Raw genomic sequence first — 25,803 nt, forward strand, 5'->3', positions numbered from 1 at the left:
CTCCTTAGGGGCGACGGCGCCCCTTGTGGAGCAAAGGCATGAATACAAAGCCCCAAATCGCAGATTTCGAACCACCGGCACCGCTGCCGCGTACGGTCCCTCCGGGTCGGCTTGAAATCATCAGAACGGTCCTGCGCAATCCGCTCGAATTGTGGGGCGTGCCGTCCTACACTTGGCCATGGATCGAGACCCGCTTCTTCGGCCAAACGACACTCATCGCCAATGATCCCGGCCTGATCCGCCACGTGCTCGTCGACAATGCGGCCAACTACGAGATGTCAGAAGTGCGCCAGCTGGTCTTGCGCCCGATCCTCAGGGATGGCCTGCTGACGGCGGAAGGCCCCGTATGGAAGCGGTCGCGCAAGGCTATGGCGCCCGTTTTCACGCCACGTCACGCACGCGGCTTTGCGCTGCAGATGCGCCAGAAGAGCGAGGATTTCCTGTCCCGCTACGAGACCGACGAACCCGCAGGCAAGGTGCGCGACATTGCTGTCGATATGACCGAACTTACCTACGACATCCTGTCTGCCACGCTGTTTTCAGACGGTATTGTCTCTGAACAGGGAGATTTTGCCCGAGACGTCGAGGATCTCCTGCACAATATGGGCCGCGTTGATCCCTTTGATCTGCTCAAGGCACCCAAATGGGTACCGCGTCTCACCCGTATCCGCGGTCAGAAGGTATTGCGCAAGTTCCGGCAGCTTGTGCGCAACACCATGGATCAGCGGCGTGCCCTCATGACAGCCGACCGCGCCACGGCTCCCAATGATTTTCTCACCTTGCTGCTGGATCTTGAAGGGCCGGACGGGCTTGGCGTGGAGGAGATCGAGGACAACATCCTGACCTTCATTGGTGCCGGGCACGAAACGACTGCGCGGGCATTGGCCTGGACATTCTTTTGCGTCGCCCATTGTCCAGATGTGCGTCGCGCCATGGAAGACGAGATCGACAGCGTGATTGCCAGCGGTGCCGACCCGGTGGACTGGCTCGACCAGATGCCATATGTGCGCGCTGCTTTTGAAGAGGCGATGCGGCTCTATCCGCCGGCGCCATCGATCAATCGCGATGCGATTTCGGCCGATAGCTACACTGCGGCGAGTGGCGAGGTGATCGAGATAGCCAAGGGCACCACCGTGCTTGTCATGCCCTGGACACTGCATCGACACGAACTCTACTGGGACAAGCCGCGCGCCTTTGATCCGGCGCGCTTCATGCCCGGTGCCCGTGAAAAGATCGGCCGTTTTCAGTATCTGCCCTTTGGCGCCGGTCCGCGCGTTTGCATCGGGGCGACCTTTGCGCTGCAGGAGGCAGTTATCGCCCTTGCGGTGCTGATGCACAGGTTCCGCTTCGACGTGACGCCTGAGACGAATCCGTGGCCGGTGCAGAAACTGACGACACAGCCCGCAGGCGGGTTGCCGATGAGGATCACCCGGAGGAAGACGCGAAACAACCCTGCATCTGACGCGGGTCCGCTGGTGCAAACGGAATCGACTGTGCCATAACGGTTTAGGCTCCCTGGAGCAAAGACTGGAAGACAAGGCGGCCTTCGTGACCTCAGACACTATGCTCGGCATCGATACCGGCGGAACCTATACCGATGCGGTGATCTACAGCGAAACGGCGGGTATCCTCGCCAAGGCCAAGGCCCTGACGACGCGGCACGATCTGTCGATCGGGATCGCCGGTGCGCTCGAGAACGTGTTGGCGACTTCAGGCATAGCGCCGGAGGCTATCGGACTTGTCTCGCTATCGACGACACTTGCGACAAATGCACTGGTTGAGGGGCAGGGCGGGCGTTCCGCTCTGGTGATGATCGGCTTCGGGCCTGAAGACCTCAAGCGTGGCGGATTGGCCGATGCGCTGGGCTCTGATCCGGTGCTGTTCATTGCCGGTGGCCATGATGTGCACGGCAACGAGACGCCACTTGATCTCGAGGCGCTCGAGTCTGCCTTGCCAAGGTTGGCGCCGCATGTTTCGTCCTTTGCCGTCGCCGGATATTTTGCCGTGCGCAACCCGGCCCATGAATTGAAGGTGCGTGAGGTGATCCGCGCCCAATGTGGTCTGCCTGTCACCTGCAGCCACGAATTGTCGTCAAAGCTGGGCGGTCCGAGACGCGCTTTGACGACCTTGCTCAACGCACGCTTGGTTTCGATGATCGACCGATTGGTTGGATCGGCGGAAAGCTATCTGAAGCGGCGCGGGATCGATGCTCCGTTGATGGTGGTGCGAGGCGATGGTGCCTTGATTTCAGCGGCCGAAGCAAGACTGCGCCCGATCGAGACGATCTTGTCGGGACCCGCGGCAAGTCTCGTTGGTGCCCGCCATCTGACCGGCCTGGACAATGCCGTTGTCTCTGACATCGGCGGAACCACCACCGATGTGGCGGTGATGGACGGCGGTCACCCGCGTCTCGATCAGGATGGCGCGGTGGTTGGTGGTTTCCGCACCATGGTCGAGGCAGTTGCGATGCGTACCTTCGGTCTTGGCGGTGATTCGGAAGTTCGCTTTGATGACCGTGGCCTTGCTGCCCGGATCGATCTTGGGCCGCGCCGGCTGGTACCGCTCAGCCTCGCTGCCGCCTTGCATGGCGGGGCTATTCTCGATGTTCTGGACCGGCAAGTTCGCGCAACACACCTTGGCCGTCATGATGGACGTTTTGCCATACGCACCGGCATCCCCGATCATCTTGCGGCCGGGCTTCAGCCGCAAGAGGCGGCATTGTTTGCCAGGATCGGCGCCACGCCTCTGCCGCTTGATCAGTTGATTTCCTACACCCAGCAGAAGGCGACGCTGGATCGTCTCGTCGCGCGTGGCCTCGTTCATGTTATCGGGCTGACGCCTTCGGACGCGATGCATTTCTTGGGTCGCCAGGGACAATGGAACAGGGACGCAGCAGAATTGGGCTTGAAGCTCGCCGTCCGGCAGAAAAACGGAGCAGGCCAGCTGATTGCCGCCTCGCCCGAGGCGTTGGCTGTTCGGATAGTCGATCGCCTGACGCGCCAGTCCGCCGAGGTAATCCTGGCATCCTCTTTCGCCGAAGACGGTATTCCTGAAGTCGACCCGGTGCGCTCCGTCCTGATTGATAGAGCGCTCAACCGGGAACCCGGCATCGCCCGTTTCTCCTTGTCTCTGGACAGGCCGCTGATCGGCCTCGGCGCTTCGGCAGCCGTGTACTATCCTGCCATCGCCCAACTGCTATCGGCCGAATGCGCCGTCCCACCCGATGCCGATGTTGCCAATGCGGTTGGCGCCGTCGTCGGCCAGGTCCGCAGCACGACAACGGTCTTCATCACATCGCCGGAAGAGGGGCTCTTCATCCTGTCCGGCGCCGGCGATAGCCTGCGTTTCGTCAACGAGGAGGAAGCCTTTTTGGCTGCACGCGATCGAGCCTCGGCCATTGCGCTGGAGCATGCCGAGGCAAGCGGCGCCACTGATGCGATCCTGACGTGGCGCGAGGAGGTCGATGCGCCGGAGATCGAAGGACGGCGCAAGCTGGTGGAGGCGCGCATATTCGCGACGGTCAGCGGCCGTCCGCGAATGGCGAGACACTGATAGTTTCGATTATGGAAATAATATTTCTAATTTATGCACAATTGACTATGAATGCATTCAGATGATGCTAGCCGCAAAGATTGCGCCGCATTGCGAGGAGAAGTGCCCATGACATTCGTTGAGAGCCACGGCCTGTCGATCGACAGTAGATTGCATGACTTCATCGTCGGCAGTGCCATTCCAGGAACCGGCGTCGACATCGACCATTTCCTGTCCGGGCTCTCCGCCATTGTCCACGACCTTGCACCGAAGAACCGCGCATTGCTGGCGCGTCGGGATGAACTGCAGGAAAAGATAGACGTCTGGTATCGCCAAAACGGTGCGCCGAGCGACCTGGCCGTCTATGAGGCTTTCCTTCGCGAAATTGGCTACCTGCTGCCGGAAGGGGATGCGTTTCAAATCGCAACCGGGAACGTCGATTCGGAAATTGCATCGATTGCCGGCCCTCAGCTCGTCGTTCCGGTGATGAATGCCCGCTATGCGCTGAACGCCGCCAATGCCCGCTGGGGTTCTCTTTATGATGCCCTCTACGGAACGGATGTCATTCCCGAAACCGATGGCGCAGAAAAGGGCAGTGGCTACAACCCGGCCCGTGGTGCCAAAGTGATTGCCTGGGCTCGGGCTTTCCTCGATCGCTCGGCTCCGCTCGCTGCCGGTGACTGGTCGTCCGTCGAGGCGCTGACTGTTGAAAACGAGGCTTTGTCCGTGCGCCTGATCGGCGGCGGCATGACTGGGCTGTCTGATCCCGCACAGTTTGCCGGTTTCCGGGGCGCGCCGGATGCGCCGACCGCGATTTTGCTCGGCAAGAATGGTCTGCATGTCGACATTCTGATCGACGGCTCCGGCATCATCGGCCGAGTGGATGCCGCCAGGATCAACGATATTCGCCTCGAGTCAGCCGTGACCACCATCATGGACTGCGAGGATTCGGTCGCCGCCGTTGATGCAGATGACAAGGTGGTGGTCTATGCAAACTGGCTTGGTTTGATGAAAGGCGACCTGACGGAGGAAGTCGCCAAGGGCAGCAAGAGCTTTCTCCGCGCCCTGAACCCGGATGTCGAGTATCTGGCACCTGACGGTCGACCCGCCACGCTGCCCGGCCGCTCACTGATGCTGGTGCGCAATGTCGGTCACCTGATGACCAATCCGGGGATTCGAGACAGGGACGGCAACGAAGTGCCGGAAGGTATCATGGATGCGGCCCTGACCGGCCTAATCGCCCTGCATGACGTAGGCCCATCGGGTCGCCGGAAGAATTCCCGTGCCGGCTCGATGTATGTCGTCAAGCCGAAGATGCACGGCCCCGAAGAGGTTGCTTTTGCCTGCGAGATTTTCTCGCGTGTCGAAAACCTGATCGGCATGGCACCCAATACCATCAAGATGGGCATCATGGACGAGGAGCGCCGCACCACGGTCAATCTCAAGGAGTGCATCCGCGCCGCCAGGGATCGCGTCGTCTTCATCAACACGGGCTTCCTGGATCGCACCGGCGACGAAATCCATACGTCGATGGAAGCCGGACCGATGATACGCAAGGGCGATATGAAGCAGGCAGCCTGGATTTCGGCCTATGAGAACTGGAACGTCGATATCGGCCTGGAATGCGGCCTGTCCGGCCACGCCCAGATCGGCAAGGGCATGTGGGCCATGCCCGACCTGATGGCCGCGATGCTCGAGCAGAAGATCGCGCATCCGAAAGCCGGCGCCAACACCGCCTGGGTTCCGTCTCCGACGGCTGCGACCCTTCATGCCACGCACTATCACAGTGTCGACGTCGCGCAGGTGCAGAAGTCTCTCAGGACTCGTCCGCGCGCAAACCTTGCCGATATCCTGTCGGTGCCGGTCGCAATCCGGCCGAACTGGACGCCTGACGAGATCCAGCGCGAGCTCGACAACAATGCCCAGGGCATTCTCGGCTATGTCGTTCGCTGGATTGATCAGGGTGTCGGTTGTTCAAAGGTGCCGGACATCAACAACATCGGCTTGATGGAAGACCGCGCTACCTTGCGTATCTCCGCCCAGCACATGGCAAACTGGCTGCATCATCGTGTTATCACCGAGGCTCAGGTTGTCGAGACGCTGAAGCGCATGGCGGTGGTTGTCGACGGGCAAAATGCGGGAGATCCGGTCTATGTGCCGATGGCAGGAAACTACGATGCGTCGATCGCTTTCCAGGCAGCGCTGGACCTGGTCCTCAAGGGACGGCAACAGCCGAATGGCTACACCGAGCCGGTCCTGCATCGTCGTCGCCTGGAGTTGAAAGCCAAAGCTCGCCAGTAATAGGGTAAAGCAATGTCTCAAAAGAAAAGCCGCCAGAGCGATCTGGCGGCTTTTCTCATTGTCGGAACGGATATCGCTTTACTGCTGGACGACGACCTTGGCGCTCTTGCCCGGCGTCACGCGATTGTAGAGGTCGATCACATCCTGGTTCATCAGGCGGATGCAGCCCGACGAAGCGGCGGTGCCGATCGAAGCCCATTCAGGCGTACCATGCAGGCGGAACAGCGTGTCCTGCCCTTTCTCGTTGAAAAGATACATGGCACGGGCACCGAGCGGATTGCGCAGGCCGGGGTCCATGCCCTTCTCGACATACTGGGCCACGTCTGGCTTGCGTGCCGCCATTTCTTTCGGCGGATGCCAGGTCGGCCAAGCCTGCTTCCATGCGATATAGGCTTCGCCCTCCCAAGCGAAACCCTGTTTGCCGACGCCGATACCGTAGCGAACGGCCTTGCCGCGCGGCAGAACGTAATAGAGGAAACGCTCGCGCGTATTGACGACGACGGTGCCCGGCTTTTCCGTGGTTGAGTAGTCGACGATCTGACGGTGGAACTTCTTGTTCACCTTTTCGATCGGGATCGCTGGCAGTGCGAAACCAGCGTCGGTAACTTTACCATAGGAATCACTGAAGATTTCGACCCTGGTGGTTTCGGCAACCTCCTTGGATCCTTCGGATGTGGTGGTGCAGCCGGCGAGGCCTACGGATGCAACGAGGCCGAGCAAGGTCAGTAAATTGCGGAAGCGCATGGGGGAGCTCATGGTTTTGGCGGGGAGATGGTTGTCTCGACCATCTTTGATTATGGTTTATTTTTGATTAATCTCGGCGGTGCAAGCGCCGTATGTCAGCCGGGCGTCTTCGGCACTGCAAAATGACGCGGCATGGCTTTTTTGCAACATCTCTGGGCCGCTGGAACGGACATATCCATGACCATAGTTTCGATCGCCGTTAACAATCCGCTAATCGATGGGCGCCAGTCCGACCGGGCATTAATGGTTCGGCGCGGGGTCCAGCTTCTGCTGACTGACATGCGTTTTGCGGTTCTGCCGGAACTGGCGCTTGCCAATGGCCGCCGCGCCGATCTGATCGCCCTTTCGGAACGCGGGGAGATATGGATCGTCGAGATCAAGTCGTCGATTGAGGATTTTCGCGTGGACCGCAAATGGCCCGACTACCGCCGCTATTGTGACCGGCTGTTTTTCGCGACGCATGTCGGCGTGCCCCTCGATATTTTCCCTGAGGACTGTGGGCTGCTGTTGTCCGATGGATATGCGGGTCACGTCGTGCGCGATGCCCCGGAACATCGTCTGGCACCGGCAACGCGAAAGGCCGTCACCCTGGATTTCTCCCGTGCGGCGGCCCAGCGCTTGATGATAGCGGAGTGGGCGGCGCGCACCCCTCGCGAATGACTTACTTCGGCGCTCTCTTGGCAAGGATGCGCTGCAGCGTGCGGCGATGCATGTTGAGCCGCCGAGCGGTCTCCGACACGTTGCGCTCGCAGCTTTCGTAGACCCGCTGGATATGTTCCCAGCGCACGCGGTCGGCCGACATCGGATTTTCCGGAATTTCAGCCTTTTCACCCGGCCTTTGTGTCAGTGCCAGGAAGATGTCGTCGGCATCTGCCGGCTTTGACAGATAGTCGAGGGCGCCGAGTTTAACCGCAGTCACTGCGGTGGCGATATTGCCGTAACCGGTCAGCACGACGATCCGTGTGTCCATTCGCCGTTCGCGAATGGCTTCGATGACATCAAGGCCGTTGCCGTCGCCAAGCCGAAGGTCGACGACGGCATAGCTCGGCGGTGCCGACTTTGCCTTGGCGATGCCCTCGGCGACGGAGCCGGCGAGATCGACGACAAAGCCGCGACTTTCCATTGCCCTTGCAAGACGCCGCAAGAATGGTGCGTCGTCGTCGACGATCAGCAGAGATGGATCTGCGCCGAGATCGACACCGGCTGGCGAGGTGGAATGGTTTGCTTTCGCAATCGAAGTTGCAACATCTGTCATGATCTGTATCCCGAGACCGATATTCTCGTCCTGGCTGAGCTTATGGGCACGAAAGGCTGGCCGGTAAAGTCATAAGGGCGTGTTTGCCTCCATGAATTCCCGGGGCCATGACACTATGACGCGGGCACCGGGGTGCTCGGACGCGCCATTTTCGAAACGAAGGCTTGCGCCGGATCGCTCAAGCAGCGTCTTGGCGATGAAAAGCCCGAGGCCCAACCCGCCGGCACGCGCATCGCCCTGTCTGCTTGTAACATAGGGCTCGCCAATTCTTTGCAAGACTCCGGCAGAAAATCCAGCGCCGTCGTCCTCGATCGTCACGGTCACATGGCTTGCTGTGTGTTCAACGCTGACAATGACCTTGTTGCTTGCATAGTCGATCGCGTTCTCCAGCAGATTGCCAAGCCCGTATAGAATGGCTGCATTGCGCGTACCAACCGGTTCCGTCGCCCGGTCGGAAAGCTCGACCAGGTCCACCTTGATGCCGAACTCGCGATGCGGCGCCAACACCTCCTCGATCATCGAGGAAAGTGGCAGCACACGCATATGGGCTTCACCCTCGGAGGGCAGGCTGGTCAATCGTCTGAGAATGTCGCGGCATCGCTCGCTCTGGCTGCGCAGCAGTTGAACGTCTTCGCGAAAGCGATCGTCCTCGCCCAGTTCGCGTTCCATTTCCTTGGCAACCACGCTGATTGTTGCGAGCGGTGTTCCAAGCTCATGGGCGGCGGCCGCCGCCAGACCATCCAGCTGGTGCAGATGTTGCTCGCGCTGCAGGATGAGTTCGGTGGCGGTCAATGCATCGGCCAGCAGTGTCGCCTCCTGCGAGACACGGTAGGCATAGAAGGCGGCAAACGCCATCATCGATACGATCGAGCACCACATGCCGACCTGCATCAGCGGGTGGACATCCAGATGCCGGCCCTCGAACCACGGCAGGGGATAAGGCGTAAACGCCAGCAGCGTGATGAACCCGACGGCGGTGATCAGCAGCGCTGTCGAATGGCGACGCGGCTGCGAGGCAAACGAGATGATGACCGGAACGCAGATCAGCGGTGCGAATGGATTGTTCAGGCCACCCGTAATGAACAGCAGGGCGCCCATCTGGAAGAGATCGAGCGCCAGAACCGCAAGCGCGGCCGCCGGTTCCAATCGGTAAGTCGAAGGGAATGCAAAGGACAGGAGCGCATTGGCGGCGGCCAGCGCGCCGATCAGGCCAAGGCATGTGGCCAGCGGTAACGGGAAGTCGAACCAGAAGGCGACAACCATGACGGTCAACGCCTGGCCGGCCACTGCCACCCAGCGCAAGCGCACCAGCGTTTCCAGTCTCAACCGACGGCTCGAGGGGCCGAACTTGGCCGAAAGCTCCATGCTCATGCAGTCTCGCCTTTCGTCTGATGCTTCAGGTGCCGCGCGGCTTCACCCGGGTGGTCGGATCCGCGTCGGCTGGATTTTCCGGCCACGGATGCCTTGGATAGCGGCCACGCATCTCGCTGCGCACATCCTTCCAGGAACCGGCCCAGAATCCCGGCAGGTCGCGCGTCGTCTGGATGGGCCGATGTGCGGGCGAGGTCAACTCGAGAACCAGTGGCAATTTGCCGCCGGCAATCGCCGGATGGCTCTTCATGCCATAAAGTTCCTGCACACGGATCGCCAGCACCGGTTCCGTACCGTCATAGCGGATCGGATGCGCGTGCCCGGTCGGCGCAGTGAAATGTGTCGGCGCCAGGCGATCGAGATCACGGCCGAGCCCGTGCGGCAATAGGGACATCAGCCCATCATGCAGACTTGCCGTGCTGACTTGCTCAAGACTTGTAACACCTGACTGGAAGGGCACGAACCATGTCTCCAGCGTATCGAGCAGCGCATCGTCGCTGACATCCGGCCATGGTTCCCCCAGGCTTCGATGCAGGAAACCCAGTCGCTGTCGAAGCTGCTCGCCCGATCTGGAAAAGCTGAGCGCCTGCAGCCCGAGCAGCTTGACGCCTTCGGCCAGGGCCCGTGCGGCCTGCTCTCCCTTCGGTTTTGCCAGTGGTGATTCCTCAAGCACGATCGCCCCGATCCGGGTGACCCGCCGCGCCCGCACCTGCCGGCTTGCCGAATCAAAGCCGCCTTCCTCCGACGTAACGATAACGTCAGGCAGACCGTCTTCGATCATTGCGCGTGTGATTTCCGCTGCCGCCAGCACGCGGCCCTGCGCTGCCTTGCCGGTCAGGTCTGCAATCACCAGCATGTCTGCGCCTGCCAGCCGTTCCGTCTCGGCGATTTCGGCGCCCCGTCCGTTCGCCATGACAAACCGCCCGCGTCCGCCGCGCCGTTTGGCGATCCGGTCGGGATAGGCATGCAGCAGCAGAGCGCCCGCCGGAGCCTCCGCCGCTGTTTTGCGTCCACCTGCCTCGTCGGCAAGCCGCGCGGCGAGCCTGCGAGCAGAAACCGCTCTTTCGCCACCCTCGCGGCGAAAGCGCCGCAACCGTTCGTCGAGATCGAGATCCGGGCCGCCAAGGCCTTGCTCGGTCAACAGCACCGCAAGGTCCGCGGCCGGTCGCGCGAGGTCTTCGTCAGCGGCGGCAAGAACCATGGCAGCCAGTCGGACAGGCAGACCGAAATCCCGCATTTTTCGCCCTCGCGCTGTCAACTGGCCATGTGCATCCAGCGCGCCCAATGCCTGCAGCAACGCGCGTGCCTCTTTCAGGGGCGCAACCGGCGGCATGTCGAGCAACGCCAGTTGCTGAGGGTCCGCCACGCCCCAGTGGGCCATGTCGAGCACAAGGCCGGACAGATCCGTCGCCAGGATCTCCGGCGGCGTGAAGGCGGGAAGGGCGGCGGTCTGTCCCTGATGCCAGAGCCGAATGGCAAGGCCCGGCTCCGTTCGCCCGGCGCGCCCCGCCCTCTGGTCGGCCGATGCCCGCGATACCCGCACCGTTTCCAGGCGCGTAATGCCCGTCGCCGGCTCGAACACCGGCAGGCGCTGCAAGCCGCTGTCGATCATCACGCGCACACCGTCGATGGTGATCGAGGTTTCGGCAATAGAGGTCGCCAGGACGATCTTGCGTTGCCCGGCTGGCGCCGGCCGGATCGCCGCATCCTGTTCCGCCTGGGAAAGGTTGCCGTAAAGCGGCGTGACATGACTCGTCGGCGGAAGCCTGCCTTCGAGCCGCAGCGCTACGCGCCGGATCTCGGCCTGGCCGGGAAGGAAGGCAAGGATCGAGCCCTCTTCCTCCGCATGGGCCTCCAGGATGGCCGAGGTCATGACGTCTTCGATCCGTTCCGTGCCGGAACGGTCGCGATATGCAATGTCGACGGGATAGCTGCGGCCTTCACTTTTGACAACGGGCGGATTTTCGAGCAGCACGGCGATGCGGTCGACATCCAGCGTTGCCGACATCACCACCAGTTTCAGGTCCGGCCTGAGCGCCGTTTGCACGTCGACGGCGAGCGCAAGGCCGAAATCGGCATCCAGGGATCGTTCATGAAACTCATCGAACAACACGGCGGCAATGCCCGTCAGCTCCGGATCCTCCAGGATCATGCGGACAAAAACACCTTCGGTTACCACCTCGATCCGTGTACGACCTGAGATCCTGTTGTCCAGCCGCATGCGGTATCCGACTGTTTCGCCGACGCTCTCGCCAAGCAGGTTTGCCATGCGGGACGCCGCCGCCCGCGCCGCCAGCCGCCTTGGCTCCAGCACGATGATCCGCCCATCTGCCCGCCAGCCTTCACCCAGCAGATGAAGCGGCACCAGCGTGGTCTTGCCGGCGCCGGGTGGGGCCGAAAGCACCAGCCGGTTGCCGGTCTGCAGGGCGTCGGCAATTGCCTTCAACTGGTCGCTGATCGGCAGCTTCGGCAAGGCAGGCGTCATGCCGCGGATGTACCCGTTGCCGTCTCGTAGGCAAGGATCGCTCCGGCCAGGTCCTCCAGTGCGGCACCGACAGACTTGAAAAGGGTGATCTCGTCATCTGACCGCCTTCCCGCATGGCGCCCCGAGACCAGATCGGCAAGTTCGGCGCGGATGTGCTCGCGTGTTATGATGCCCGCCTCTAGGGGCTGAAGGATGTCGCCGGCTTCGCCGAATGCGCCGTCACGCGTATCGACGAACAGCGTCGCGCGCCGCGCGGCTTCGTCATCGCTTTCCCGCATGTCGCGCTTGAAGGCCCCGACCAGATCGAGATGCGCGCCGGGCTTCAGCCACGCGCCGAGGATCAAAGGCTGATGTGACAGCGTCGCGCAGGAAATGATGTCGGCGATCCGCGCCGCTGGCTCAAGGTCTGCAACAGCTTCTGCCGGATGGCCAAGCGCACGCGCCTCCGCGGCAATCGCCGCTGCTTTCGACGGATCACGGCCCCATATAAGGACACGGCTGATCGGACGCACGGTTCGATGCGCCTCGATCAGGTTCAGCGACAGCCGGCCTGTGCCGGTGACCAGCAGCACGGATGCGTCGGCGCGGGCAAGATGACGTGCTGCGAGCGCCGAGGTGGCGGCTGTCCGTCGTGCGGTCAGTTCCCCGCCGTCAATGACCGCCAGCATCTCGCCGGTCTTTCCCGAAGAGAGCAGATAGCTGCCATGAATGGCCGGCAGGCTGCGGCGGGAATTGTCGGGAAACACCGAGACCAGCTTCACGCCTATATAGGAGCCGGGAACCCAGGCGGGCATCAATAGCAACGTCGCCTCGGCCTCGCCCGGCACCGCGACGCCGTGATGATGACGAACCGGCATGACACAGCCGCCGGCAAACAGGCCGGCAATGGCCTCGATCAGACGATCCCAGTTCAAGGCTTCAGCAGTTGCGGTCCGGTCGAGAAAAAGCATGCTCATGTCTCCTGTTGTTGTGCATGACACTAGCAAGAGGCACGGTTCGTGCAAGCGCTCGCCGCAGCCAATGGTCGTTTGAACCCGGAATGGCGGTCGCGATGCCGAAAACAGCATGACTTGGGCCACTCCAAGCGCCTATCAACATTAGAAACTCCTATTTATGTCGAATATTCAATGATTTGTATGTTTTCTGAAGTTTTTGCGACAGAGGCTGTTGACTGTATCGGGTGGAAATCTATAACCCCGCTCACTGACGAGGGCGGCGGCGCTGCTGGCGACGAAGTCCTTCGTTCTTGAGAAATCTTAGAAATTGGCTGTTATGCTGATGGGTTGCCGGGCTTTACGGTTTGGCGGGAAGATTTTGTGACGGCTTTGAAGTCGTCTGTTTTTTGACAATTGAAGATAGAAGAAAGAGAAACGTGGACGGCGGTCTTGCGTGATTGGGAAAGTGATTTCCTGATTAGAAGACAAGATGACGGTCACGTTTTGATATGAGAACACCGGTTCCGGTTTTAGGATTGGAACCTAGTGAGTTCTCGTCGATTCAGAACATTAAGTGATTAGTCGAGATTGAATTCTCAACTTGAGAGTTTGATCCTGGCTCAGAACGAACGCTGGCGGCAGGCTTAACACATGCAAGTCGAACGCCCCGCAAGGGGAGTGGCAGACGGGTGAGTAACGCGTGGGAATCTACCGTACCCTACGGAATAACGCATGGAAACGTGTGCTAATACCGTATACGCCCTACGGGGGAAAGATTTATCGGGGTATGATGAGCCCGCGTTGGATTAGCTAGTTGGTGGGGTAAAGGCCTACCAAGGCGACGATCCATAGCTGGTCTGAGAGGATGATCAGCCACATTGGGACTGAGACACGGCCCAAACTCCTACGGGAGGCAGCAGTGGGGAATATTGGACAATGGGCGCAAGCCTGATCCAGCCATGCCGCGTGAGTGATGAAGGTCTTAGGATTGTAAAGCTCTTTCACCGGAGAAGATAATGACGGTATCCGGAGAAGAAGCCCCGGCTAACTTCGTGCCAGCAGCCGCGGTAATACGAAGGGGGCTAGCGTTGTTCGGAATTACTGGGCGTAAAGCGCACGTAGGCGGATATTTAAGTCAGGGGTGAAATCCCAGAGCTCAACTCTGGAACTGCCTTTGATACTGGGTATCTTGAGTATGGAAGAGGTAAGTGGAATTCCGAGTGTAGAGGTGAAATTCGTAGATATTCGGAGGAACACCAGTGGCGAAGGCGGCTTACTGGTCCATTACTGACGCTGAGGTGCGAAAGCGTGGGGAGCAAACAGGATTAGATACCCTGGTAGTCCACGCCGTAAACGATGAATGTTAGCCGTCGGGCAGTTGACTGTTCGGTGGCGCAGCTAACGCATTAAACATTCCGCCTGGGGAGTACGGTCGCAAGATTAAAACTCAAAGGAATTGACGGGGGCCCGCACAAGCGGTGGAGCATGTGGTTTAATTCGAAGCAACGCGCAGAACCTTACCAGCTCTTGACATCTGGGTCGCGGTTACCGGAGACGGTAACCTTCAGTTCGGCTGGACCCAAGACAGGTGCTGCATGGCTGTCGTCAGCTCGTGTCGTGAGATGTTGGGTTAAGTCCCGCAACGAGCGCAACCCTCGCCCTTAGTTGCCAGCATTCAGTTGGGCACTCTAAGGGGACTGCCGGTGATAAGCCGAGAGGAAGGTGGGGATGACGTCAAGTCCTCATGGCCCTTACGGGCTGGGCTACACACGTGCTACAATGGTGGTGACAGTGGGCAGCGAGACCGCGAGGTCGAGCTAATCTCCAAAAGCCATCTCAGTTCGGATTGCACTCTGCAACTCGAGTGCATGAAGTTGGAATCGCTAGTAATCGCAGATCAGCATGCTGCGGTGAATACGTTCCCGGGCCTTGTACACACCGCCCGTCACACCATGGGAGTTGGTTTTACCCGAAGGTAGTGCGCTAACCGCAAGGAGGCAGCTAACCACGGTAGGGTCAGCGACTGGGGTGAAGTCGTAACAAGGTAGCCGTAGGGGAACCTGCGGCTGGATCACCTCCTTTCTAAGGAAGCCTTGGAATTTGGAAGATGCCTGTCTTGAACAGGATGACCTTTCCTTCGCTTTTTAGAACAAAGATGGCGCCAGTCAGGCGACCATCGCAACGAAATACGCCGGGATCGTGCTTTGCACATCCACGGTATGGCGTAAGCGCCGCCGTCCACGTTTCTCTTTCTTCAAAAGGATATGAACCATTGGTTAGCGCTCACGCGTCGTACCGCATGTCTATGACATGCTGACGCTCCGCGAGGGCGCCGGACGACCGGCGACGGCCTCTGGCCTGTATGGGCGGTTGAATTGAGCCTTTATCGGCTTGGTGAAATGGGCCCGTAGCTCAGTTGGTTAGAGCACACGCTTGATAAGCGTGGGGTCGGTAGTTCGAGTCTACCCGGGCCCACCATTTGGTTCACTTGATGTTCCTGATCCTGACGGCATTGCTGTTGGGTGTTGCGATGGTTGGGGCTGTAGCTCAGCTGGGAGAGCACCTGCTTTGCAAGCAGGGGGTCAGCGGTTCGATCCCGCTCAGCTCCACCAATGCTTTTGGTGTCGAGTGGCGGATATCCTTTGAAGAAAATAAAGTTTGCATCACTTCGATGAAGTGCTGCCTGTTCTGCAAAATTGTGAAGAGAAGATTGATCTGGAGGCTTCCAGGTGTTTTGAGCGCAAGTTCAAGACGTCCGAAGCCGGTTCCAATGACGTCGTGGATGGTCTAGCCGACTGGAAACGAACGAGGAGCCGGACGTAGGAAGGAAGCTTGTCACTCTGGATCGTTTGTTGTTGGTGACTTCGTGTCATCTCTGATGAACGATCGGATTACCGTTGCCTGACCGCGCGGTACCGGATTTGATCTCGAGAAGCTGGTCTTAAGACAGACTGCAAGTGAGCTGCTCGGCGTAGCTCCAGTAAAGCAGATCTGTCGAACACGTTGATGGCATTGTTGAGTAGGTTGGGTTGTAAAAGGTAACCCGGCCCGTCGATCGTTTCTGATGAAACGACGACTAGATGATGAGCATTGGCAATGAGAACGATTAAGTAGAATAAGGGCAATTGGTGGATGCCTTGGCATGCACAGGCGATGAAGGACGTGATACGCTGCGAAAAGCCGTGGGGAGCTGCGAATAAGCTTTGATCCATGGATATCCGAATGGGGAAACCCACCTTAAATGCTTGGAGAATCCAAGCTGTCAGCGATGACGGCTTGGGTTTCCAAGCATTGTGATAAGGTATCAACCCTTGAATAAAATAGGGGGTTTGAAGCGAACTCGGGGAACTGAAACATCTAAGTACCCGAAGGAAAGGACATCAACCGAGACTCCGTAAGTAGTGGCGAGCGAACGCGGACCAGGCCAGTGGCAATGTGGAATAAAGTGGAACGCTCTGGAAAGTGCGACCGTAGTGGGTGACAGTCCCGTACGCGTAGAACACACATTGTCCTTGAGTAAGGCGGGACACGTGAAATCCTGTCTGAACATGGGGAGACCACTCTCCAAGCCTAAGTACTCGTGCATGACCGATAGCGAACAAGTACCGTGAGGGAAAGGTGAAAAGCACCCCGACAAGGGGAGTGAAATAGAACCTGAAACCGGTTGCCTACAAACAGTTGGAGGGCGCAAGCCTGACAGCGTACCTTTTGTATAATGGGTCAACGACTTAGTGTAACTAGCAAGCTTAAGCCGGTAGGTGTAGGCGCAGCGAAAGCGAGTCTGAATAGGGCGTTTAGTTAGTTGCATTAGACCCGAAACCGAGTGATCTAGCCATGAGCAGGTTGAAGGTTGGGTAACACCAACTGGAGGACCGAACCCGCATCTGTTGCAATAGATTGGGATGACTTGTGGCTAGGGGTGAAAGGCCAATCAAACTCGGAAATAGCTGGTTCTCCGCGAAAACTATTTAGGTAGTGCGTCGACCGAATACCCTCGGGGGTAGAGCACTGGATGGGCTATGGGGACTCACCGTCTTACTGATCCTAACCAAACTCCGAATACCGAGGAGTACTAGTCGGCAGACACACGGCGGGTGCTAACGTCCGTCGTGAAGAGGGCAACAACCCTGACCTCCAGCTAAGGTCCCCAAGTCATGGCTAAGTGGGAAAGGATGTGAGGATCCCAAAACAACCAGGATGTTGGCTTAGAAGCAGCCATCATTTAAAGAAAGCGTAACAGCTCACTGGTCTAAATAAGGGTCTTTGCGCCGAAAATGTAACGGGGCTAAAGCCATGCACCGAAGCTGAGGATACGTCGCAAGACGTGTGGTAGCGGAGCGTTCCGTAAGCCTGTGAAGGGGTACCCGTGAGGGGCCCTGGAGGTATCGGAAGTGCGAATGTTGACATGAGTAACGATAAAGGGGGTGAGAGACCCCCTCGCCGAAAGACCAAGGGTTCCTGCTTAAAGTTAATCTGAGCAGGGTTAGCCGGCCCCTAAGGCGAGGCAGAAATGCGTAGTCGATGGGAACCACGTTAATATTCGTGGGCCTGGTGGTAGTGACGGATCGCACAAATCGTACATTCTTATTGGATTGAATGTGCGGTGGAGCGGTTCCAGGAAATAGCTCCACCCTATAGACCGTACCCGAAACCGACACAGGTGGTCAGGTAGAGTATACCAAGGCGCTTGAGAGAACTATGCTGAAGGAACTCGGCAAATTGCACGCGTAACTTCGGAAGAAGCGTGACCCCATTTTACGCAAGTGAGATGGGGTGGCACAGACCAGGGGGTAGCGACTGTTTATCAAAAACACAGGGCTCTGCGAAGTCGCAAGACGACGTATAGGGTCTGACGCCTGCCCGGTGCTGGAAGGTTAAAGGGAGAGGTGCAAGCTTTGAACTGAAGCCCCAGTAAACGGCGGCCGTAACTATAACGGTCCTAAGGTAGCGAAATTCCTTGTCGGGTAAGTTCCGACCTGCACGAATGGCGTAACGACTTCCCCGCTGTCTCCAGCATAGACTCAGTGAAATTGAATTCCCCGTGAAGATGCGGGGTTCCTGCGGTCAGACGGAAAGACCCCGTGCACCTTTACTATAGCTTTACACTGGCATTCGTGTCGGCATGTGTAGGATAGGTGGTAGGCTTTGAAGCTTGGACGCCAGTTTGAGTGGAGCCATCCTTGAAATACCACCCTTATCGTCATGGATGTCTAACCGCGGTCCGTTATCCGGATCCGGGACAGTGTATGGTGGGTAGTTTGACTGGGGCGGTCGCCTCCGAAAGAGTAACGGAGGCGCGCGATGGTGGGCTCAGACCGGTCGGAAATCGGTCGTCGAGTGCAATGGCATAAGCCCGCCTGACTGCGAGACTGACAAGTCGAGCAGAGACGAAAGTCGGTCATAGTGATCCGGTGGTCCCGCGTGGAAGGGCCATCGCTCAACGGATAAAAGGTACGCCGGGGATAACAGGCTGATGACCCCCAAGAGTCCATATCGACGGGGTTGTTTGGCACCTCGATGTCGGCTCATCGCATCCTGGGGCTGGAGCAGGTCCCAAGGGTTTGGCTGTTCGCCAATTAAAGCGGTACGTGAGCTGGGTTCAGAACGTCGTGAGACAGTTCGGTCCCTATCTGCCGTGGGTGTAGGAATATTGACAGGATCTGTCCCTAGTACGAGAGGACCGGGATGGACATATCTCTGGTGGACCTGTTGTCGTGCCAACGGCATAGCAGGGTAGCTATATATGGAATGGATAACCGCTGAAGGCATCTAAGCGGGAAACCAACCTGAAAACGAGTATTCCCTATCAGAGCCGTGGAAGACTACCACGTTGATAGGCCGGGTGTGGAAGTGCAGCAATGCATGAAGCTTACCGGTACTAATAGCTCGATTGGCTTGATCGTTCTCATTGACCATGCTCATCGGCCGCCTCAGCGGCGGCGATGAAGCCAAAAACGTGTTCATATCTCAAAACGAAGTCGAAACGACTTCTACCAGCTTCTCTTTTATTGCCCTTAGCTGACCTGGTGGTTATTGCGGGGTGGCTGCACCCGTTCCCATTCCGAACACGGCCGTGAAACGCCCCTGCGCCAATGGTACTCCGTCTCAAGACGCGGGAGAGTAGGTCGCTGCCAGGTCTGCTAAAGGCAAACATAAATCTTCTCTAAACATTCTACGGCCCTTGAGCCGATCAGGGGTCGCCAAAAGCGACCCTTATTCGTTTGTAGAATACGCAAAACACAGGGTTGGATCAGAGGCTTCGGCTTCGTGCCAACCTTACAGGAGACAAAACCTTCGGTTTTGCTCCGGCACAGTCCGTCATCGCATAGCGATGACGTAATCGCGACATTCGGCAAAGCCGAATGCGCTTGGCGCGGGGTGGAGCAGCCCGGTAGCTCGTCAGGCTCATAACCTGAAGGCCGCAGGTTCAAATCCTGCCCCCGCAACCAAAAAATCAAACAAATCAATAACCGCCTCCGTAAAACCGGGGCGGTTTTTTGCGTTCCCGAGCCGGGGAAAACCTAACCTCCAAGCCGCTCAAGATAGCCATGGCGCTTCTTCGCACATGGTTGCGCTGCAGCGCCAATCGCCCAGAAATGTCTAGAGGCGCACCCTTGCTTCCAAGCATTGAGGAGCTTTTGCGTTCAACGCTGACATAATGGCTGCACAACGCCCTTTCCACTCCGCCAAATGGCTGCATGGAGTGCCCTACTGCCGCCACTCACATCAGTTGCTGCAGCGCAGCGCGGTGGCGCATCATCTCGGCCAAAAGCGCGTGATCGCGGTTCAGCGCGGTCCGTCGTGAAACGTCAGGGATCAATTCGCTCATCCGCACTGCCATCGCCTGGCCAGCTCTCCAGAAGTCAGCGTAGCGGCCGGCTGCCACCGCGGTATGTAGCGCCGTGCCGAGAAGCACGGCGTCGCAGCCCTCTGCCTTGCGCACCCTGCATCCGGTGGCATCCGCATAGAGTTGCGAAAGAAGCGGGTGATGCGCCAGTCCGCCGGCGAGCAGCAGCGTATCGATTCGGGCCGGTCCTGCGGGAAGGCGCTCAATGATATGTTTGACGCCGCAAGCCAATGCAATGCAGCTTCGCCAGTAGAGTTGGCAAAGGCCGTCGAAGCTTCGGTCGAGGCTGAGGCCCGCGATCGTTCCGGTCAGTCGCGGATCGGAAACGGGAGAACGCGTTCCGTGGAAGTCCGGCAGAACGGTGATGGGCAGGCCGTAGTTCGGACCGATTTTCTGCAATTGCAGGCTGATATGGTCCAGGATTGCCCTATGCCGGGCCTGAGTCGGCTCGCCGCCCCGCGGATGTGTGCTGACGATGTGGTCAAGCAGCGCGCCGGAGGCAGATTGTCCGGCCTCCAGCAGCCAGAGATCGGGCACGGCAACGTCACGAAAAGCGCCCCAGCAGCCCTCCCCGGACACCGGCCTGTCAAGCAGACGCACGATGCAGCTCGATGTGCCGGCGATCAGTACAGCGTGGCTTTCCAGCGCATCGGGCGTGGAACGATCCGTGGCGCAAAACAGCGAAACGGTTCCGGCATAGGCGTCGATGAGACCCGGGGCGACCAGACAGTCTTCTGCAAGACCCAGCGCATCGGCCGCTTCGGTGGTCAGATGCCCGACAGGGAGCGTAGGCAGGCCTGAAAGGTCCGGAATGCCTGATTTCTCCGCGAGATCGTCAAGCCCGACACGGCAATAGAAGGCATCCGGGCGTTCGCCCGGCGCGATCGGGCCATAACCCCACTTGGCAGCCAGCGGCGAGTGCCCACGACTGTTGATGCCCGTTGCTCGCCAGGTCAGATAGTCCGCAAGGTCGAAAATCATCCCGGCCTGCTTCCAGGTTTCGGGCAGATGCCGCTTCAGCCATAGCAGTTTCGGCACCTGCATTTCGACCGAAAGGCGACCGCCGAAGCGTTCAAGCAGCGGGTCGTTGGTGCGGTTGCAGTCGTCAGTCTCACGGATCGCCCGGTGATCCATCCACAAGATCGTATCCAGATTGCTCTGACCTGATGTCGAAACGGTCAGTGGCATGCCCTGCCTGTCCCTCACCACCAGAGAGCAGGTTGCGTCAAAGCCGATCGCGACCACGTCCCGCGGCGAAAGCCCGGCTTCCGACACGGCAGCCCGGACAGCGGTGCATACGGCGGACCAGATCTCGTCGCTGTCTTGTTCGAGGTGAAGGGGTTGGGGTTGGAACAGTGAAATTGCGGTGACATGCCGGGCAATCTGGCGACCGTGAAGGTCGAATACGCCGGCACGTGCACTGCCCGTGCCGACGTCCACGGCGATGATGTGGTCATGCATCCGGTTGGTCTTTCGGTCTCCTCGCAGGAGCGACAAGGTGGAGCAAATTCTCCATCGCGTCAAATGCTTGCACGGGCATCAGCGCGGCAAGTCCATCGCGATACGCCAACAGGCCGGTATGCGATCCACCGGTAAACGCAAGGACGTCCATGCCCGCGGCTCGGGCGGCCAGAATGCCGGCCGGACTGTCTTCGACGACAAGACATTCCGAGGGCTCGACACCCATCTTGTTTGCTGCAAACAGGAAGAGATCAGGCGCCGGCTTGCCATGCGTCACCATGCTGGCGCTGAAGATATGCGGCGAAAAGCGATCCAGCATACCGGTTGCAGACAGGCACAGGGCGATCCGTTCGATCTGGCTGGAGGATGCGACGCACCAGGCTATGCCGGCTGCTTCGAGGCTATCCAGCGCGGTTTGAATGCCGTGAATCGGCCTCAACTCGCTGCTGAAGCGGGCATAGAGCAGATCCCGCATCCGGGTCAGAAACGGATCATCTATCTGAAGACCGTATTCTTCCCTGACAAGGCTGCGCACGGTTGTCAGGCTGCGACCGAGATATCGCTTTGCCGCACCTTCCTCGTCAATTGCGATTCCGGACATACCCAGCGTCTCGGTCAACACCGACAGTGCAATCGGCTCGCTGTCCACGAGCACACCGTCGCAATCGAATATGATCAGCCGTTTCGCATCCAAAGCTCTTGGCCCTCTATCGGCCCTCAATCAGCCAGATGGCCATCGATGTAGCGTTTCAGTGTTTCCGCGGTACCATCGGCGCGCAGTGACTGCAATGCTTTGCCGAAACGCTGGATGAACAATGGATTGGTCCCAACGCTGCCGAAGATGTCGGCCAGCCCAAGGAAAGCCTTTGGATCGTTGCGCGAGGCAATGGCTGCGGCCTGCAGCCGCTCGGCACTGTCATCATTGAAGACTATGGTCTTGCCGCTGTCAGAAGTGCCTTCGAAATAGCGGCACCACAGCGCGGACACCAGGGCCAGTCCGACGACGTCGAGGCCCTTGGCCAGGCGATCGGCGGTCGAAGGCAGGATAAACTTCGGCTGGCGGTTCGAGCCGTCCTGTGCCAGGCGCGGAATGGTGTCGCCAATCTTCGGATTGAGGAAACGACTTTCGATCAGCTTGAAATAGTCCTGCAGACTGGTGTTCGGCACCGGCGGCACGATTGGAATGATTTCGTCATTTTCGAGTTTGGCGAGATAACCGCGGATCAGCGGGTTTTCCATCGATTCATGGACGAAATGAATGTCCATCAACGCGGCAGGATAGGCAATCGCCGCATGGCCGCCGTTCAGGATGCGCAGCTTCATCAGTTCGTAAGGGGCCACGTCGTCGACGAAGGTGACGCCGACGTCTTCCAGCGCCGGGCGGCCGAGCGGGAACTTGTCTTCCAGCACCCATTGCTTGAACTCTTCGCAAAAGACCGGCCACTGGTCGTCGATACCGTAGGTATCGCGCGCGATCGCGATCTCGCGTTCGCCGGTTGACGGTGTGATCCGGTCAACCATGCCGTTGGGGAAAGCCACGTTTTCTTCGATCCAGTGGGAAAATTCCGGGTCCGACAGTTGGGCGAGCCCGGTAACGGTGGCTTCCGTGACTTCGCCGTTGCCGGGAATGTTGTCGCAGCACATCACCGTAAACGGAGGTATTCCGGCGGCACGGCGAGCCTTGAGGCCCGCAATGATCAGGCCAAACACGCTCTTCGGACTGGCGGGGTCATTCGCATCGGCAGCCATGGCCGGATGGGTCGGGTCGAACTTTCCGGTCGCCGGGTCGATAAAATAGCCACCCTCGGTAATTGTCATCGACACGATCCGGATCGCCGGATCCGCGAGGGCGGCGATGATCCTGTCGAAGTCGGGCGCGGTGAGGATATCGGTCATCGGACCGGTCACGGTTGCTGCGCTGCGATTGTTGTCCTGCTCGACGACGGTGGTCAGATAATCCTGGGATTCCAGCTTCTCCTTCATCCGTCGGTCCGATGGCATGACGCCGGCGCCGAGAATGGCCCAGTCGAGATCCTGCCCCTTGTTGAACAGTTCGTGGAGATAGATCGCCTGGTGGGCACGGTGAAAATTGCCGACCCCGAAATGCAGGATGCCTGCCTTCAACTGCTCGCGGCGATAGGCCGGCACGGCTGCTGTCGATGCGATTTCGGCAAGATTTGCCAGCGATAGGGTGTGTGTCATGTCACGGTCCTCGGGGTGCGAGACGTCAGTCTTGAGCGGAGTGCCGGCGGCGCTCAGCTCATCCAGTTGCCGCCGTCGACATTGTATGTCTGGGCGACGATGTAGTCGGCTTCGGGTGAGGCGAGGAAAATCGCCATGCCGGTCAGGTCCTCGGCGCGGCCCATGCGGCCAAAGGGCACTGCCTCACCGACGAGCCTCTTCTTCTCGCCGGTCGGCCGGTTTTCATACTTGGCGAACAGCGCATCAACGCCGTTCCAATGCTCGCCGTCGACCACGCCCGGCGCGATGGCGTTGACATTGATGCGGTGCTTGATCAGGTCGAGACCGGCTGATTGGGTAAGCGAGATGACAGCCGCCTTGGTGGCGCAATAGACGGCAACCAGCCCCTCGCCGCGGCGGCCCGCCTGGCTTGCCATGTTGATGATCTTCCCGCCCTGGCCACGGGCGATCATCGATCGGGCGGCAGCCTGGAGCATGAACAGCGTACCCGCGACATTGATCGCAAACAGGCGATCGTAGCTAGAGCGGCTGATCTCTGTGATCGGAGCCATATCGAACAGGGCGGCATTGTTGATCAGGATATCGAGGCCGCCGGTCTTTTCCTCGACCGTCCTGACGGCCGCCTCTATCGAAGACTGGTCGGTAACATCCAGGTGAATGGGATAGGCACTCTGACCGATGGCGCTGGCCGTTTCGGTGGCCTGGGCAAAATCTATGTCGGCAATGGCGACAGTCGCACCTTCGCGAACATAGGCTTCGGCGAAGGCACGGCCGATCCCGCGGGCGGAACCCGTGATCAGCGCCGATTTGCCAGTCAGCCTTCCCGTCATAACGCCAATCCCTTGTCGTCGAACCGGTGGATGCGGCTGGGGTCAGGCGTGATGAATACGGTGTCGCCGTGCTTGACGGCAAATTCGCCGCCGGCGCGGGTGGTGACATGGCCGATACCCTCGATATCGACGTGCAGGAACGTGTCGGAACCCAGATGTTCGGCCACCACAACCTTGCCCTTCCAGGAGCCTTCGTTCATCGACAGTGTGACGTGTTCAGGGCGCACGCCGATGGTGCGGGCATTGTGTTCCGCGGCAAAGGCGCCGGTGATCAGGTTCATCTTCGGCGAGCCGATAAAGCCCGCGACAAAGATGTTTGCCGGCTTATGATAAAGATCGAGGGGGGAACCGACCTGCTCGATACGGCCTTTGTTCAACACGACGATTTTGTCGGCCATGGTCATGGCTTCGACCTGGTCATGCGTGACATAGATCGACGTGGCCTTCAGTTGCTGATGCAACTGGGTAATCTCCAACCGCATGTTGACGCGCAAGGCAGCATCGAGGTTCGACAAGGGTTCGTCGAACAGGAAGCATTCCGGCGAGCGCACGATGGCGCGGCCGATGGCAACGCGCTGGCGCTGGCCGCCCGAGAGATTGCGTGGCTTGCGCTCGAGATAGTCTGTCAGGTTGAGGATTTTTGCGGCGTCGTTGACCTTGCGATCGATCTCTGCCTTGTCCATACCGGCCATCTTCAACGGAAAGCCGATATTGGAACGCACGCTCATATGCGGATAGAGCGCATAGGACTGGAACACCATGGCCAGGCCACGCTGTGAGGGTGCCTTGTCGGTGGCGTCGACGCCGTCGATCAGGATCTTCCCACCCGAGACATCCTCGAGACCGGCGATCAGGCGCAGCAGGGTTGATTTACCACAGCCCGAGGGGCCGACAAATACGGCGAATTCGCCGTCGTTGATCTGCAGGTCGATCGAAGGAATGACCGAGACTTCGCCGAAGGTTTTCGACACGTTCTGAAGTGTGATGCTACCCATTGTGGTCTTCCTTATTTGACGGCGCCGAAGGTCAAGCCGCGGACAAGCTGTTTCTGGCTGAACCAGCCAAGGATCACGATCGGGGCGATGGCCAGTGTCGAGGCGGCGGACAATTTGGCCCAGAAAAGCCCTTGTGGAGAGGAGAAGGAGGCGATGAACGCTGTCAGTGGCGCCGCATTCGTCGTCGTCAGACGGATCGTCCAGAAAGCCTCATTCCATGCGAGGATGATGTTGAGCAGCATGGTGGAGGCAATTCCGGGCACCGCCATCGGCGTGAGGACGTAAACGATTTCGCCCCAAAGCGATGCACCGTCCATGCGTGCGGCCTCGAGGATCTCACCGGGGATCTCGCGGAAGTAGGTGTAGAGCATCCAGATGACGATCGGCAGGTTGATCAGCATCAGCATGATGGTGAGGCCGATGCGCGTGTCGAGCAGCGAGGTGTCGCGGAAGATCAGGTAGATCGGCACGAGCACGGCGACCGACGGCATCATCTTGGTCGACAACATCCACATGAGGATGTCCTTGGTGCGCTTGGTTGGTGAAAAGGCCATGGCCCAGGCCGACGGGATCGCGACGAGAAGTGCCAAGATCGTCGAACCGACCGAGAGGATCACGGAATTCATGAATGGCTTGAAATAGTCACGCTGCGTCTGCACCGTGACAAAGTTTTCCAGCGTGAAAGACGGGATCAGCCGGAAGCCCTGGATTGCCTCCGTCTCGGTCTTTAGCGACGTGATGATCGTGTAGAGGATCGGGAAGAAGATCACCATCGCGAGAATCCAGGCGACGGCCGTGAAGGCGAGCTTGCGTTGGGTCGAGACTGCGCGTGCCATGATGTCTTCT

Annotated in this window: 15 protein-coding genes, 3 tRNA genes and 3 rRNA genes; 10 read left to right on the plus strand and 11 right to left on the minus strand. The window is 59.1% G+C overall.

Translation table 11 applies throughout. The annotated features are described in order from the left end of the window. Positions 1-38 precede the first annotated feature (38 nt). The 3 genes from IM739_RS03075 (at position 39) to IM739_RS03085 (ending at position 5,832) form a co-directional block, all read left to right on the plus strand. Positions 39-1,502 (plus strand): cytochrome P450, encoded by a 1,464-nt coding sequence (locus tag IM739_RS03075; protein WP_237369781.1) that lies wholly within the window; start codon positions 39-41, stop codon positions 1,500-1,502. A gap of 61 nt (positions 1,503-1,563) precedes the next feature. Then, positions 1,564-3,552, plus strand: a complete 1,989-nt coding sequence (locus IM739_RS03080) for a hydantoinase/oxoprolinase N-terminal domain-containing protein (protein ID WP_442981119.1) — start codon at positions 1,564-1,566, stop codon at positions 3,550-3,552. A gap of 108 nt (positions 3,553-3,660) precedes the next feature. After that, positions 3,661-5,832, plus strand: coding sequence for a malate synthase G (locus IM739_RS03085; RefSeq protein ID WP_237369783.1), 2,172 nt, complete (start codon positions 3,661-3,663; stop codon positions 5,830-5,832). A 78-nt stretch (positions 5,833-5,910) separates the two neighbouring features. Here the strand turns inward: IM739_RS03085 and IM739_RS03090 are convergent, their stop codons facing one another. Next, positions 5,911-6,576: a L,D-transpeptidase gene (locus tag IM739_RS03090; RefSeq protein ID WP_007597447.1), complete on the minus strand. Its 666-nt coding sequence runs from the start codon at positions 6,574-6,576 to the stop codon at positions 5,911-5,913. Between the two features lie 177 nt (positions 6,577-6,753). Between IM739_RS03090 and IM739_RS03095 the strand changes: the two genes are divergently transcribed. Further along, the gene (locus tag IM739_RS03095) at positions 6,754-7,236 is read left to right on the plus strand and encodes an MmcB family DNA repair protein (protein WP_237369784.1); all 483 of its coding nucleotides are present in this window, start codon (positions 6,754-6,756) and stop codon (positions 7,234-7,236) included. Position 7,237: 1 nt separating this feature from the next. Here the strand turns inward: IM739_RS03095 and IM739_RS03100 are convergent, their stop codons facing one another. From IM739_RS03100 to IM739_RS03115, 4 genes are all read right to left on the minus strand, one after another. Continuing rightward, positions 7,238-7,831 carry an ActR/PrrA/RegA family redox response regulator transcription factor gene (locus IM739_RS03100; RefSeq protein ID WP_007597451.1) on the minus strand — a complete coding sequence of 198 codons (594 nt, stop codon included), beginning with the start codon at positions 7,829-7,831 and terminating at the stop codon, positions 7,238-7,240. 69 nt (positions 7,832-7,900) lie between these two features. After that, entirely contained in the window at positions 7,901-9,202 is a 1,302-nt protein-coding gene (locus tag IM739_RS03105) for an ActS/PrrB/RegB family redox-sensitive histidine kinase (RefSeq protein WP_237369785.1), read from the minus strand. 25 nt (positions 9,203-9,227) lie between these two features. Further along, positions 9,228-11,687, minus strand: a complete 2,460-nt coding sequence (gene hrpB / locus IM739_RS03110) for an ATP-dependent helicase HrpB (protein WP_237369786.1) — start codon at positions 11,685-11,687, stop codon at positions 9,228-9,230. Continuing rightward, entirely contained in the window at positions 11,684-12,637 is a 954-nt protein-coding gene (locus IM739_RS03115) for an ornithine cyclodeaminase family protein (RefSeq protein ID WP_237369787.1), read from the minus strand. Before IM739_RS03115 ends, hrpB begins: the two co-directional genes overlap by 4 nt. Positions 12,638-13,219: 582 nt before the next feature. Between IM739_RS03115 and IM739_RS03120 the strand changes: the two genes are divergently transcribed. From IM739_RS03120 to IM739_RS03145, 6 genes are all read left to right on the plus strand, one after another. Beyond that, positions 13,220-14,704: ribosomal RNA gene (locus IM739_RS03120) — 16S ribosomal RNA — on the plus strand. Between the two features lie 319 nt (positions 14,705-15,023). Beyond that, positions 15,024-15,100: transfer RNA gene (locus IM739_RS03125), tRNA-Ile, on the plus strand. 58 nt (positions 15,101-15,158) lie between these two features. Next, positions 15,159-15,234 (plus strand) — tRNA-Ala (locus IM739_RS03130). Between the two features lie 492 nt (positions 15,235-15,726). Beyond that, positions 15,727-18,525 (plus strand): 23S ribosomal RNA (locus IM739_RS03135). A 119-nt stretch (positions 18,526-18,644) separates the two neighbouring features. Next, positions 18,645-18,759 (plus strand): 5S ribosomal RNA (rrf, locus tag IM739_RS03140). Together the 16S, 23S and 5S rRNA genes with 3 tRNA genes alongside form the textbook arrangement of a ribosomal RNA operon. Before the next feature lie 235 nt (positions 18,760-18,994). Continuing rightward, positions 18,995-19,071, plus strand: a tRNA-Met gene (locus IM739_RS03145). 272 nt (positions 19,072-19,343) lie between these two features. On the opposite strand, the gene IM739_RS03150 is transcribed toward IM739_RS03145, so the two are convergent. Genes IM739_RS03150 through IM739_RS03175 form a run of 6 tightly spaced genes read right to left on the minus strand, consistent with a single transcriptional unit; the run spans position 19,344 to position 25,793 of the window. After that, positions 19,344-20,930, minus strand: coding sequence for an FGGY-family carbohydrate kinase (locus tag IM739_RS03150; protein ID WP_237369788.1), 1,587 nt, complete (start codon positions 20,928-20,930; stop codon positions 19,344-19,346). Further along, positions 20,923-21,624: an HAD family hydrolase gene (locus IM739_RS03155; RefSeq protein ID WP_237369789.1), complete on the minus strand. Its 702-nt coding sequence runs from the start codon at positions 21,622-21,624 to the stop codon at positions 20,923-20,925. The genes IM739_RS03150 and IM739_RS03155 overlap by 8 nt, the downstream gene beginning before the upstream one ends. Positions 21,625-21,647: 23 nt before the next feature. Beyond that, complete coding sequence (locus IM739_RS03160; protein ID WP_237369790.1) at positions 21,648-23,132, minus strand: mannitol dehydrogenase family protein; 1,485 nt, start codon at positions 23,130-23,132, stop codon at positions 21,648-21,650. A gap of 53 nt (positions 23,133-23,185) precedes the next feature. Continuing rightward, positions 23,186-23,962 (minus strand): L-iditol 2-dehydrogenase, encoded by a 777-nt coding sequence (locus IM739_RS03165; protein ID WP_237369791.1) that lies wholly within the window; start codon positions 23,960-23,962, stop codon positions 23,186-23,188. Further along, complete coding sequence (locus IM739_RS03170; protein ID WP_237369792.1) at positions 23,959-24,957, minus strand: ABC transporter ATP-binding protein; 999 nt, start codon at positions 24,955-24,957, stop codon at positions 23,959-23,961. The genes IM739_RS03165 and IM739_RS03170 overlap by 4 nt, the downstream gene beginning before the upstream one ends. A gap of 11 nt (positions 24,958-24,968) precedes the next feature. Further along, complete coding sequence (locus tag IM739_RS03175) at positions 24,969-25,793, minus strand: carbohydrate ABC transporter permease (RefSeq protein WP_237369793.1); 825 nt, start codon at positions 25,791-25,793, stop codon at positions 24,969-24,971. Positions 25,794-25,803: the final 10 nt, after the last annotated feature.

This window comes from Rhizobium sp. SL42 (assembly GCF_021729845.1).
Taxonomy (GTDB): domain Bacteria; phylum Pseudomonadota; class Alphaproteobacteria; order Rhizobiales; family Rhizobiaceae; genus Allorhizobium.

Coding starts and splice junctions, on each gene's coding strand:
- IM739_RS03105 (WP_237369785.1), bottom strand. CDS start 9,202: ATGAGCATGGAGCTTTCGGCCAAGTTCGGCCCCTCGAGCCGTCGGTTG.
- IM739_RS03095 (WP_237369784.1), top strand. CDS start 6,754: ATGACCATAGTTTCGATCGCCGTTAACAATCCGCTAATCGATGGGCGC.
- IM739_RS03175 (WP_237369793.1), bottom strand. CDS start 25,793: ATGGCACGCGCAGTCTCGACCCAACGCAAGCTCGCCTTCACGGCCGTC.
- IM739_RS03115 (WP_237369787.1), bottom strand. CDS start 12,637: ATGCTTTTTCTCGACCGGACCGCAACTGCTGAAGCCTTGAACTGGGAT.
- hrpB (WP_237369786.1), bottom strand. CDS start 11,687: ATGACGCCTGCCTTGCCGAAGCTGCCGATCAGCGACCAGTTGAAGGCA.
- IM739_RS03085 (WP_237369783.1), top strand. CDS start 3,661: ATGACATTCGTTGAGAGCCACGGCCTGTCGATCGACAGTAGATTGCAT.
- IM739_RS03170 (WP_237369792.1), bottom strand. CDS start 24,957: ATGGGTAGCATCACACTTCAGAACGTGTCGAAAACCTTCGGCGAAGTC.
- IM739_RS03080 (WP_442981119.1), top strand. CDS start 1,564: ATGCTCGGCATCGATACCGGCGGAACCTATACCGATGCGGTGATCTAC.
- IM739_RS03075 (WP_237369781.1), top strand. CDS start 39: ATGAATACAAAGCCCCAAATCGCAGATTTCGAACCACCGGCACCGCTG.
- IM739_RS03100 (WP_007597451.1), bottom strand. CDS start 7,831: ATGACAGATGTTGCAACTTCGATTGCGAAAGCAAACCATTCCACCTCG.
- IM739_RS03165 (WP_237369791.1), bottom strand. CDS start 23,962: ATGACGGGAAGGCTGACTGGCAAATCGGCGCTGATCACGGGTTCCGCC.
- IM739_RS03150 (WP_237369788.1), bottom strand. CDS start 20,930: ATGCATGACCACATCATCGCCGTGGACGTCGGCACGGGCAGTGCACGT.
- IM739_RS03090 (WP_007597447.1), bottom strand. CDS start 6,576: ATGCGCTTCCGCAATTTACTGACCTTGCTCGGCCTCGTTGCATCCGTA.
- IM739_RS03160 (WP_237369790.1), bottom strand. CDS start 23,132: ATGACACACACCCTATCGCTGGCAAATCTTGCCGAAATCGCATCGACA.